The 12,466-nt window shown below is 44.2% G+C and carries 9 protein-coding genes and 1 tRNA gene; 3 read left to right on the top strand and 7 right to left on the bottom strand.

Features of this window, described 5'->3' with window-relative positions:
* Positions 1–132: 132 nt before the first annotated feature.
* Positions 133–1,638, bottom strand: coding sequence for a sigma 54-interacting transcriptional regulator (locus AC1DCV_RS15995; RefSeq protein ID WP_441576289.1), 1,506 nt, complete (start codon positions 1,636–1,638; stop codon positions 133–135).
* A gap of 62 nt (positions 1,639–1,700) precedes the next feature.
* The gene (locus AC1DCV_RS15990) at positions 1,701–2,795 is read right to left on the bottom strand and encodes a vWA domain-containing protein (RefSeq protein WP_441576290.1); all 1,095 of its coding nucleotides are present in this window, start codon (positions 2,793–2,795) and stop codon (positions 1,701–1,703) included.
* A 331-nt stretch (positions 2,796–3,126) separates the two neighbouring features.
* Between AC1DCV_RS15990 and AC1DCV_RS15985 the strand changes: the two genes are divergently transcribed.
* Positions 3,127–3,972, top strand: coding sequence for a sugar phosphate isomerase/epimerase family protein (locus AC1DCV_RS15985; RefSeq protein ID WP_441576291.1), 846 nt, complete (start codon positions 3,127–3,129; stop codon positions 3,970–3,972).
* 314 nt (positions 3,973–4,286) lie between these two features.
* On the opposite strand, the gene AC1DCV_RS15980 is transcribed toward AC1DCV_RS15985, so the two are convergent.
* The 4 genes from AC1DCV_RS15980 to AC1DCV_RS15965 form a co-directional block, all read right to left on the bottom strand.
* On the bottom strand, positions 4,287–7,520 hold the full coding sequence (locus AC1DCV_RS15980) for a glycosyltransferase family 117 protein (RefSeq protein ID WP_477024072.1): 3,234 nt from the start codon (positions 7,518–7,520) through the stop codon (positions 4,287–4,289).
* Between the two features lie 171 nt (positions 7,521–7,691).
* Positions 7,692–7,985, bottom strand: a complete 294-nt coding sequence (locus tag AC1DCV_RS15975; protein ID WP_477024071.1) for a putative quinol monooxygenase — start codon at positions 7,983–7,985, stop codon at positions 7,692–7,694.
* Positions 7,982–8,809, bottom strand: coding sequence for an SAM hydrolase/SAM-dependent halogenase family protein (locus tag AC1DCV_RS15970; protein WP_477024070.1), 828 nt, complete (start codon positions 8,807–8,809; stop codon positions 7,982–7,984). Before AC1DCV_RS15970 ends, AC1DCV_RS15975 begins: the two co-directional genes overlap by 4 nt.
* Before the next feature lie 245 nt (positions 8,810–9,054).
* The gene (locus AC1DCV_RS15965; protein WP_477024069.1) at positions 9,055–9,867 is read right to left on the bottom strand and encodes an SDR family oxidoreductase; all 813 of its coding nucleotides are present in this window, start codon (positions 9,865–9,867) and stop codon (positions 9,055–9,057) included.
* 201 nt (positions 9,868–10,068) lie between these two features.
* Here AC1DCV_RS15965 and AC1DCV_RS15960 point away from each other — a divergent pair.
* Both AC1DCV_RS15960 and AC1DCV_RS15955 read left to right on the top strand, forming a co-directional pair.
* A tRNA-Lys gene (locus AC1DCV_RS15960) sits at positions 10,069–10,141 on the top strand.
* 250 nt (positions 10,142–10,391) lie between these two features.
* Positions 10,392–10,763: a hypothetical protein gene (locus AC1DCV_RS15955; RefSeq protein ID WP_477024068.1), complete on the top strand. Its 372-nt coding sequence runs from the start codon at positions 10,392–10,394 to the stop codon at positions 10,761–10,763.
* 465 nt (positions 10,764–11,228) lie between these two features.
* Here AC1DCV_RS15955 and AC1DCV_RS15950 read toward each other — a convergent pair whose 3' ends face one another.
* Positions 11,229–12,455 carry a 4-hydroxy-3-methylbut-2-enyl diphosphate reductase gene (locus AC1DCV_RS15950; RefSeq protein ID WP_477024067.1) on the bottom strand — a complete coding sequence of 409 codons (1,227 nt, stop codon included), beginning with the start codon at positions 12,453–12,455 and terminating at the stop codon, positions 11,229–11,231.
* Positions 12,456–12,466 lie beyond the last annotated feature (11 nt).

Here is a 12,466-nt window from a genome sequence, read left to right as displayed (position 1 = left end):
GATTAAAAAAGATTAGCGAAGATGAATGTGGATATCCGCATTCATCTTCGCTAATCTTTTTTAATCCTGTATAACAAAATCCGGATAATCATCAAAATCAGTATAATCCTGCTTAAGACAATCTTCGCTACATTATTCTTCTTCCGGTTCCTCGCTATCTCCGCCCAGGCTGAAGTTCATCATGGTGCCCAGCAGGTCACTGAAGCGGGTTTCATTTTCCACTACTTTTTTGCTGATGAGTGAATAGGACGACAGGCCATGGAGTACAAATTCCATGAGGAGCAGGGCCTCTTTGTTATTGGCTTTAGGGAATCTGGCTTTAATCAGTTCCTTAAGGCCTTCTACTTTGCTGAGGGTAGCCTCGTATTGTTTATCGCTGACATCCTGTAATAATTGTACCGCATTGCCTTTGTCGAACCACTGAATAACGCTGCGGTAGGGGTTTTCAGCGGGTGCGCCCTGTTTCTTTTTCTTGAAAGAATCGGGGTTGGGGAAGTAAAGGGCGAAGAGGGTACGAATGGCTTTGTCGAGCAGGTTATGCGCTACCTGCAGGGGGCCTTCCTGTTCGCCTTCGTATACCAGTTCTATTTTGCCGGTAATAGCGGGGATGATGGCCTGCAAATCGGCTATCCGCACCTGGGTTTCTTTTTCCTTGTTGATGATGGCCCGGCGTTCTCCGGCGCTGACAGCGTTTTCGTAGGCAGCGATGGTGAGACGGGCAGACACCCCACTTTTTTTATCTACATATTCACTGGTGCGTGCTTCAAAAGACACCTGTTCAATGAGGCGTTTTACCATATCAGCGATCTGCACTTTTGTGAGCTGATCGGCGTGTATATCTGCTTCCTGTTCGGTGATGAGCAGGGCATTTTCGATTGTTTTCGGGTAGTGGGTGATGATCTGGCTTTCGATCCTGTCTTTCAGCGGTGTAACGATAGAGCCACGGTTCGTATAGTCTTCCGGGTTAGCGGTGAAGATAAACAGGATATCCAGTGGCATCCTTACTTTGAAGCCTCTGATCTGTATATCGCCTTCCTGGAGGATATTAAACAGGGATACCTGAATACGTGCCTGCAGATCGGGTAATTCGTTGATCACGAAGATGCCGCGGTTAGAGCGGGGAATGATACCGAAGTGGATCACTCTTTCATCGGCGTAGCTGAGTTTAAGGTTAGCGGCCTTGATAGGGTCAATATCACCCACGAGGTCAGCTACAGAAACATCGGGTGTAGCCAGCTTTTCGCCGTATCGTGCGCTGCTGTGCAGCCATGTGATTGGTGTTTGATCGCCTTTTTCTGCTATGAGGTCGCGCGCGTAGCGTGACAGCGGATTAAAGGGATCGTCATTTACTTCGGAGCCTTCGATGATGGGAATATATTCATCAAGGAGGTCGGTCATTTGCCTGGCCATACGTGTTTTTGCCTGTCCGCGTAAGCCAAGGAAAAGGATGTTATGCCTGGAGAGCAGGGCTCTTTCTGTATCGGGTATTACGGTGTCTTCATAACCGATGATACCTGGGAAGGTACTTTCTTTATCTTTTAATTTTTTAATCAGGTTACGTCTGATCTCTTCTTTTACTGATACTGATTTATAGCCACTTTTTTTAAGTTCGCCTAATGTTTTTATGCTTGTATTCATCTTCTATAATTACGAATTACAAATTACGGATTACGGTTTGTGAATGAGATGTTACGGATCTCTTAATAGAATTTTCTTTTACCGCTTTCAAAATCGCGGAAGAGAAATTGTCCCAGTTTGTCTGTGCCGGAAAAGAAGGCTTTACCGTTGTTGGTTTCGGTAAATTCCTGAACGAACTTTTGCAGCCATGGATCGGTGGCTACCATGAAGGTAGTAATGGGTATTTTCAATTTTTTGCATTGTGCGGCCAGGTTGAGGGTACGGTTCAGTATTTTCCTGTCGAGGCCGAAGCTGTTTTTATAATATTGAGATCCTATTTTCAGGCAGGTGGGTTTGCCGTCGGTGATCATAAATATTTGTTTGTTAGGGTTTCGCCGGCGGCGGAGCAGGTCCATAGCCAGTTCCAGGCCAGCAACGGTATTGGTATGGAAAGGCCCTACCTGCAGATAGGGGAGATCCTTGATTTCGATCTGCCACGCATCATTTCCGAATACGATGATGTCGAGGGTATCTTTGGGATACCGGGTGGTGATCAGTTCTGCCAGGGCCATGGCCACCTTTTTGGCGGGTGTGATCCTGTCTTCTCCATAAAGGATCATGGAGTGGGAGATATCGATCATCAGGGCGGTAGACGTTTGTGTTTTGAAATCCGTTTCTTTCACCTCCAGGTCGTCCTGGCTGATGGAGAAACTGTCTATGCCGTGATTGATCTGGGCGTTGCGGATGGAGGCGGTAATGTCCAACTGGTCCACGCCATCGCCGAATTCGAATGGGCGTGTTTCGGCATTGAGCTCATCGCCCATACCGGATTTGCGGACATTATGATTGCCGGTGGCCGACTTCTTCAGTTTGCCGAAGATTTCTTCCAATGCGTTTTTACGGATGGTTTGTTCCGCTTTGGAAGTAAGTTCCACGGCACCGCTTTCCTCGTTTTCGCGAAGATATCCTTTGTCTTTCAGCTCCTGTATAAAGTCGCCGATCCCATAATCCTGGTTAGTAAGATTATATTCCTTATCCAGCTCAGTGAGCCACTGTAGCGCTTCTGAAACATCTCCACTGGTGTAGGTGAGGAGTTGGGTAAAAAGGTCCAGTAGTTTCTGGAAAGGTGGTTTTTTATTTTCGTCCGGGTTGAACCTGGTAAATTGTATTCCTCTCATAGCACGTCTTCTGAATTAAATTTACCACTTTTCGGTTAGAAAGTACACCCTGTTGCGGAGAGCTTGATGGGAGCGCCTTCGGCGCTTGTCTTTAGCAGGATTATACTGATTTYGATGATTTTTTTCTTTTTTATGGAGATGCTTTCTTCTTTTCCGGAAACTTGAAGTAAAGGATAAAACACTATTTTTAGAATAAGCTAAAATCATCAAAATCAGTATAATCCTGCTAAAGACAAGCGCCGAAGGCGATCTCCTCCGCAACAATTTCTTCCGTGAAAACTTGCATTTTATCCTGAAAGCAACTACTTTCAATCATCAAAAAAATATTCATATGAAAAAACTGAGAAATGCATTGATGCTGGCAGGCGGATTAGCAGTTGCATTATTTGCAAAATCTGCGGCTGGGCAAGCCAGGGCAGATGCATTGGGCTGGAAGCTGGGAGCGCAGGCATGGACATTCAATCATTTTACGTTAGCAGAAGCGCTGGATAAAATGGATAGCTGCGGCATCCAGTATGTGGAAGCTTTTCCAGGCCAGGTGATTGGTGGTGGTATTGAAGGTAAATTTGATTACCACATGTCACCGGAACAGCAGGAAAAGGTGAAATCTTTATTTAAAAAGAAACACAAAGTGCTGATGGCATTTGGTGTAGTAGTACCAGGATCTGCAGCAGAATGGCGCATGTTGTTTGATTTCGCCAACAGAATGGGTATTCAGAGCATCACTTCCGAACCTAAGGAAGAAGACCTGGATCTGATTTCTTCCCTGTGTGACCAGTACAATATTAAACTGGCGATCCACGATCATCCTAAACCAAGTCATTACTGGAATCCTGAAATTGTGCTGGCAGCTATCAAAGGCAGAAGCAAATTAATGGGCGCCTGCGCGGATATTGGCCACTGGGTGCGCTCAGGTCTGGATCCGGTAGAATGTATTAAAAAACTGGAAGGTCATATTGTAAGCCTGCACTTTAAAGATCTGAACGATAAATCTGCAGACTCACATGATGTTATCTGGGGTAACGGTGTTAGCCAGATGCCTAAAGTACTGGAAACACTGAAGAATCAGAAGTTCAAAGGATTGTTTTCTGCTGAATATGAGTATAACTGGGATAACAATGTGCCAGAAGTGAAAGCCAGTGCTGCTTTCTGGAGAACAATGGTGTCTAACCTGTAATTAACTTTTCATCCCCGGGATGATGTGGTCCGGAGATAACGGTGATGATTCACCGGGATCTCCGGATTTTTTATTGTTGCCGGAAGAGGAGGGGTTTGCCTTTGGCAGGATTAGACTGATGTAGATGATTGGTATTGTTGTTAGCGTATTGTTGAACGCGCCCGGCGAAGGTTAACTTCTCCCGAAGGGAAATTAAAAACAGGGGAGATGGTAGTCAGCAGGACTTCTCCCGAAGGGAAACTATAACAGGTAGTATATAAAAAAGGAAAGCCCATACCGTTACTGGTATGGGCTTTCCTTTTTTCGGCAGATGATTACTTCGAAGTATCTTCTGCAGCTGGTACAGCGTTAGAATCTTCTGTATTCATTTGTATTACGCCTTCTTTATTTCTTTTAGTGCCGTTTACACCATAGTCAGATTTCATCTGGTGTAACCAGGTAATGAACTGTTGTGCATTCTGGCCATCGCGTTGTAAGTCGTTGGTCATTTTGCTGGCAGGCAGTTGTGCATAGTAGCGCAGCTGTTGCTCGCAATCTCTGATCACTTTGTCTGCCAGTTCATCTGCCCTCTTCGCATCACCCGCTATGTAATAAGCGTAGATGGTTTGGATGGAGGTATAGTTGTGCATGTTGCCCGGAGTAGTCATTGCATACGGGAAGTTAGTTTCCAGTATACCTTTATCCATATAATGAAGCACATTCAGGGCGCTGTCTTTCGACATACCATTCTGTGTCATGGCTACAGACAATTTAGTAAATGCCTGACGGAGGTACATGATCATTTTCCTGTTGGGCTCATCGAAGTAGGTACCGCGGGTTTGTGCGCCACCGAACTCAAATTTGTGCATCAGGTTATCATACATCACGCCTACGTTCGCATTGATATCCATGCCTAGCGGATCAGCAGCTGTTTGCTTAGCCAATGGCACGAGGTGATAAGTCAGACCATCTGTTTGCATATATTCATTCAGGCCAAGATCTGTAGGGCTGGTAAAGTAGATAGGTCTTTTCCAGTTGTTGGCAGAAATGATGTCATATACGGCGAGGTCATTTTTCAGCAGGTAGTTTTTAGTGATTTTGAAAGGCATGGAAGGTAAAATCTTCGCACTGTCTTTCGCTGCCACCACACCATTTGCGAGAATAGCCTGTTTGTCTACCGGAATATACAACTGACGGGTAGGCAGGAAGTTTTCTGCACCACCATCCTGTGTAGTCACTTTACTGTTAGGATCATCGCTTCCCATGAAGTTCATGATCTCGATCAGGTTAAAGGACTTGTTGGCAGGAATATTACCCGGATCGAAGAAGCGGATGTAGTTGCGGTTTTCGCCCTGGTATTTATCAGCAGACCAGGTCATTGGAATAGCCGGACTTTCATTTACGGCTCTGCGCATCTGATCAATGTACCAGTCAACGCCGAGGAGACTCAGGTTGATCACGCGGATATCCGGACGGATGCCTTCTACTTCCTGTGCGTACCAGAGCGGATAAGTATCGTTATCACCTACGGTAAACAGGATCGCATTTTTCTGGCAGGATTCCAGGTAGTCTTTCGCCACGTCTCTTGCCACGTACTTGGTAGAACGATCGTGGTCATCCCATTCCTGGAATGCCATGAGTACCGGTACTGCCAGTAAACAGATGGCGGTAGCCAGAACAGGACTAGCGGCGCCTTTAATTTTCTTTCTCAGGAAACTGTAGGCCGACAATACTCCTAAGCCAATCCAGATCGCATATGCGTAGAAAGAGCCTACAAAAGCGTAGTCACGTTCACGCGGCTGGTTACCGGGTTGGTTCAGGTAAATAATGATCGCAAAACCCGTAAAGAAGAACAGCAGGGATACAATGAGGGTATCTTTCCTGTGGTTATTATATTGATAGAAGAAGCCCAGCAGACCGAGAATGAACGGCAGGAAGAACAGGGTGTTGTGTGCCTTGTTATCTTTCAGACTGTCCGGCAACATGCCCTGGTCGCCATAAATCAGGTTATCTATAAAAGGAATACCGGAAATCCAGTTACCATCGCGTACGTTACCGTAGCCTTGTGTATCATTTTGTTTACCGGCAAAGTTCCACATGAAGTAGCGGAAGTACATAAAGTTTACCTGGTATTGGAGGAAGAACTTCACGTTATCCACCAAGCCTGGTTTTTCGCCCTGTTGTAATCCCAGCCAGGATTTATAGAAGTCAGCATGACCCTGATCATTGCTGGCATCCCATACACGTGGGAACAGCATCATGTCTTCGGGTGCATATACCGGATCCATTTTTTTACCAGCTACCACATAATTCTTAGGACCACGTGCGTAGATGTTGCCACCTTCTTTGTATTCAACCGGACGAGCCGTAAATACCTGACCATAGATCAGCGGGAAATCACCGTATTGTTCACGACCCAGGTAACCTACCAGGGAAATGGGGTTGTCTACATTATACATATCTACTGAAGGATTGGCAGTAGAACGTACCATGGTAGTAATATAAGTAGAGTAGCCCAGCAGCATGAACAGCACGAAAGTGATCGTGAGGCGGCTGAAATGGGTGGCTTTGGCGAAATCTGTTTTTATACCCACCACTTTCATGAGGTAAGGGATAGCCACAAAGAACGCTGCCAGTACAAATTTGAAGAAGATAACCCCGCCGCTGGCATCATTAAATGCAGGTACCAGGATAACGGTGGCGATTACGATGAAAGGCGCGTACAGGCCGAATTTCGGTTTTCTGTAACCAATCGCCAGTATTGCTATAATCAACAGGAAATAGAAGATAAATCCGGAGAAATATCCCATTCCGAGGGTGTTTACGAAGAATACGTCCATGTATCCGGAGGCCTTAACAGTATCCTGGATCAGGTATTTCTGTACCAGACCAGTGATACCACAACCAGCTACAAACGCCCAGAAAGTACCCCATCCGGTTACTTTGAAGCGTCTGAAGTAGTACACCATTACCATGGCGGGGATGGTGAGGAGGTTAAGGAGATGGACACCGATAGAGAGTCCCAGCAGGTAGCCGATCAATACGATCCAGCGGTCTGCATAAGGTTCATCGGCTTCATGTTCCCATTTCAGGATCGCCCAGAAAACGATGGCGGTAAAGAAAGAGGACATGCCATATACTTCACCTTCAACGGCGGAAAACCAGAATGAATCGGAAAAGGTATAAGCCAGTGCACCTACGGCACCAGCACCCATGATGGCAATCATTTTTTCCTGTGAAATTTCTTCACCGGCTTTCACCATCAGTCGGCGTGCGAAGTGGGTGATGGTCCAGAACAGGAACAAAATAGTGAAACCACTGGCCAGGGCAGTCATGGTATTAACGCCCAATGCAGCCTGAGAAGGTTTCAGGAACATACTAAACAATCTTCCAAGCAACACGAACAACGGTGCTCCGGGCGGATGTGGAACCTGTACTTTGTAGGCACTTGAAATAAACTCGCCGCAGTCCCACAAGCTGCCTGTAGCTTCCATCGTTTTAATGTAAACAAAGCAGGCAATGATGCAGATGACCCAGCCGACCATGTTGTTGGTCCTTTTAAAATTCATAAGGTTGTTTTAAGGTCCGACAAAAATATAAAAAACAGCAAATTATGCTAATCTGACGAACAGTTTTAACTTTTTGTAAATATCTTTTTAGCTGTTAGCCTTTAGGTATTAGCTTTTAGGCTCCCGTTTTGTGTTAGCGGGGAGATTAAAAAAGCATTAAACTTCAATAAGTTAGAGGCTAACGGCGGTTTGTACAGTCCAGGCGGCAGGTTTTGCGTTGAACAGGACTTTGGTAGCGGCCCAGGTTTCGCGGAAGAGGTCTGACGCACGATACTTCTCTAGCGCGGCTTCAGATTCCCATTGGCTGAAGGTAAACCAGGTATTTCCGGAAGCGGGATGTTCCCATAGTTCCAGGTGCGTGCATCCGGGGAAATGGCGGATCAGCTGTTGTTGTTGCGAAAAGAGGGCCCGGAAGCTGTTTACTTTTTCCGGGTCAAATTCCATTTTAACGATACGGTTAATCATTGAAAAATTATTCTTACAGTTTGGTAGTACGACAGTTGCTGGTATCCGGAGGGTTGGGTAAGCTGATCTCTTCTAAAGCCCTGAAGGCCGAAAAGGCCGGCAGCATTTCCTTTGTTAATGGCGATTTCCAGGTACCCGGCCGCATTGAAGAGGGCTAGTTTGGTTCCTTCCGGTACATCGGCATATGTTTCGCTGACCTGGTTGATGACTTCATCGCGGCGGAAGAAGATACGGAAGCGGCGATTCTTGCATTGCATATCGAACTGTTGCCGGGTGATGTTCACCACCACGTTCTCGAAGCTGTCGATATGAATGATTTGCCCTTCTATGAAATCATCGCCTACCAGCGGTTGCAGGTTGTTCTTTACATTGATCTGTTGGGTTAATGGTCCCAGTTCACCCAGCGCCTTGCCGCGGCTCAATTCCCTGGCAGCTGATGCCAGGAGTTGTATGATAGTAAAGGTATTCTTGGGTGCATCAGCAGGCAACGGTATTTTGATTACCTTATCCGGCATACCTCCAACAATCATCGTTAGCAGTCCGTTGTCGGCACAGCCCATGTATTGCCCGTTGTGCTCCGCCACCAGTACATGATCCGGTCGTTTGTCAAATAAATTGATCAATACAAAATGGAAGGTACCCAGTGGGAAGTAAGCGAAGGCGCTTTTGCAGATGTAAGCAGCCTGTGGTAAGTTAAAAGGGCTTATATGGTGTGTGATGTCCGTAACATGACATTCCGGGCAGTATTGCCAGAGCTGCCCTTTAATGGCACCTACCAGGTAATCCTGCATTCCTATGTCTGATGTTAATGTTATGATGGACATGCCAGAAAATCTAAATCCAAATCCCTATGTTCAAAACCCACAATTCAAATCCCGTCCTCACTATGCTATCTGTTTTCTCACAATCAGAATGACAAATTAAATGTGCGCTTTCCTTCCAAAAAAGATGCCATGGGGGTTATGTGAGCTAAACTTAGTGCAAATAAAGACAAAAAACCCGATGCGATCGTTATTTAGGTGGAATTTTTTCACACTAACGTTAACGGCTAAAGTGAAATAATTGTTTATTACTGCAGGGGAGAACCTGGTTCTTTTTTAAAGTGATTGTATACCATACCATCCAAAAAGCCCGGCAACAGTTTGCTCAGCAGCACCGTTAACTTGCCCTGACCGGTGAGTACCAGGGTACGTTTACGTTTGGCGATTGCCTTCGCTATTGCAGCTGCCACCGCCTCAGCACTCATCAGCTTTCCTTCTTCCAGCGGCGTTTCACTCTGTGCCTGCCCCTTAGGATTCAGTGCCGTATTACGGATATTCGATGCCGTGAAGCCCGGGCATACCCACATCACGTTAACGCCTGTATGTAAATTTTCTGTCCGCAGCGCTTCCAGGAAGCCCTGCATCGCAAACTTAGAAGCCGAGTAACCTGTACGCGCCGGCAAGCCCCTGTACCCTGCAATAGATGATACCCCTACAATTGTTCCCTTATTTGCCAGAATAGATTCAAACGCAAATTTGGTACAATACACAGTACCCCAGAAATTGATATCCATCAGTGACTTCAACACACCCACTTCCAGATCACGGAACATGGCACGCATAGAAATACCCGCATTGTTAATGAGTATATCTATCTTCCCGAACTTCGCAATCGTACTTTCAATAAACGCTTTGCAGTCTGCCTCTATACTAACATCCGCTACAAAAGTATATAGCGCCTTGTTATTGATTTCCTGTTGTAAGGCATCGAGGGCATTTTGCTTTCTGCCACAAACGGCTACCGTAGCTCCATGCGCCAATAATTCCGATACCAGTGCTTTTCCAATTCCTGACGATCCACCGGTGATGACAACCGTCTTGTTTTGAAAGTATGTTTTCATGGGTATAATTTAAGCCCCACAAAAATAGGCGAGAAGATGATAGTAACAGCATTTTATTACTTCTTATTTACATTACTGTAACTGCTGCTTTGTATGTTTAGTTGCTTGTAATGCTTTTCTACGTTGAGTTTGAAGGTTTTTAGAAGAAAAATTTGGCAGGAAAAAAAATATTGTTATTTTTGCAGCCGCTTAACAGCAAACGATTCCCTAGCTCAGTTGGTAGAGCAATACACTTTTAATGTATGGGTCTTGGGTTCGAGTCCCAAGGGGATCACTGGAAGATTTGGAGACCTGCGCGTGGCGTGGGTCTTCTTTTTTTGCTCTATAATTTACTCTATAATGATTGAGTAAGGCGGTAGAGTTTACGTGGCTTTACAAAGAGCTGATCTATCTATACGAATTTACTTGAAAATTCGACTTGAAATATCTTCGACAAGCCAAAATTATTTAATGCGTTTAAGAAATGGCTATAAGCTATCTTAGTTAAGTACAATAGAATTTAACTAGGTTACAATCGAAATCATATGTTTAATTTGATTATTAAGGATTGTATTAGCAACGAGAGTATTTTAAGATGCTTGGAAGAATATTTTAAAAATCAAAATATTCTGGTGGCGCCTTTTGATACGAGTAAAGATCAACATGACTACATATTGTTTGAGTGTATGTTAATCAAAGGCGATTTTTGCCTTCAGCTATGGCTGTATACGAAAATAATGTACGATCCTAAAAAACTAGCTATTCATATCTGCAACTTTGAAAAAACGAAAGTACTACTTAGTGATGAAAGCGTGAACCCCTTTTCATGGATTTTAATTACAAGTAAGGGAGAAGAACAGGTTGTATCTCAAAAAATAGATGACAATGATGAGGACTTGTTTTTAATTGAAGAATAGACTTTTTCTTTGATATAAGAATATCTACTATACTAGTTTCTTACTTCGCCGAAACCCGCAAGATGTCAGGTTGTATCACAATCTATCTTTTGTATCCCTGCTTCGCTGTAAACTGCAAGATTACAGGTTGTATCACACAGCTATTCCTGATGAGAGCATTGGCGTCAGAATCGTATCGGCCGCAGATCGTTTCCTGCAGAGACGTTAGCTTTGAATTCGGCAAAATTGTTTATGATGCAGTTGCGAGGTACAGTAGAAATGCGTTTTTTCCCTACTCCAGTATTCCGAGGGTGCATTGCTGATGACCTGGGAGAGGAGCAGAACATGATTTTTTTTGGGCAATAACTGCAATGTGATGGGGGAGATATTGCTCTCACGTTATGATTTATGGATTTCTAGTGATCGATTCGTTTTTTCTAATCTCCCGCCCTCAAATTGTTAAACAAGCTCTAAGTCTTATGAAAATCATTCAGATAATTTAATATAACTGTCTACCTCAGATGCCAGTCCATAAAACGATAGTAGCTTTAGTATCACCCGTTCCATCAGAATATCCGGGCAGGAAGCCCCGCTGGTGATATGAATACGTACTTGCGATTTTTCGGGAAGAAATGGAGTGGTCTTTTTCAACTGGCAGGAATGAATATCCCAATGTTGTATCTCCTCGTTCGAGATAAGGTTTTCATCTGAAAAAATAAGATAAGTGGGTAGCTTTTCGGCTAGTATTTCTACCAGGTGTGACGTATTGGAACTATTATATCCGCCTACCACCAGCGCAAGATCTGATGGGTGATTAAGCATATTTAAAACAGCGCTTTGGTTATCATGTGTAGCATAGCAAAGTGTATCACGGGTATCTGCAAAATGGTCAGCCAGATTATTACTGTTTAACTGGTATTTTCTGATCATAACATTTTTAATGTAATCCGCAATAGCCTGCGTTTCCCCGGCAAGCATTGTTGTCTGATTAACCACACCTATTTTTGCCAGATCTGTCCTGGCATCAAAACCGAGAGAATACCGGTCTTTAAATAATTCATAAAAGGAGGCTGTAGGTCGCTGTTCAAGAATGATTTCACCAAGTATGCTGGCTTCTTCTAAATTTCTTATCACTACAGTAGGAGTTACACTCCGGCTATGGGAAAATGTAGCCCTGGTTTCTTCATGTTGGGGGTTACCATGTATAATTACAGTGTAATTTTTTTTGCCTATTTGTGCAGCGCGTGTCCATACCTTTTCTACAAATGGGCAGGTGCTATTGTAGTTTAGACATTCAATACCCTTATTCCTTAATATTGCTTCTATCTCAAGGGTGGTGCCAAATGCCGGAATGATGATAATGTCTTCCGCATTTATCTTATCCCAGGGGATGAGTTGTGTTCCGGAAGTATTCATTATAAACTCCACACCTTTATTAAGTAATAATAGATTTACATACGGGTTATGTATAATTTCACTCAGGAGATAAATTTTCCTTCCCGAATTTTCTGCTATCGCTTTATAGGCAATTTCAATGGCGTTTTCCACACCATAACAAAATCCGAAATGGCGGGCAAGGAATATTTTAACTGCGCCGAAGTCCAGCTCTGTTGGGCTTAAATCTTTCTTTAGATGATCAGATTCAATTCTTTTATTTTTAATAGCAGTAATGATCTGGCTTCGGTAGGTATCTGGTATATTGAATGATTTCATATATACTGGTT

The sequence above is a fragment of the Chitinophaga sp. 10T418 genome (assembly GCF_056394125.1).
The sequence above is the reverse complement of the archived record's forward strand: the minus strand, read 5'-3'. Positions and strand labels throughout refer to the sequence as shown.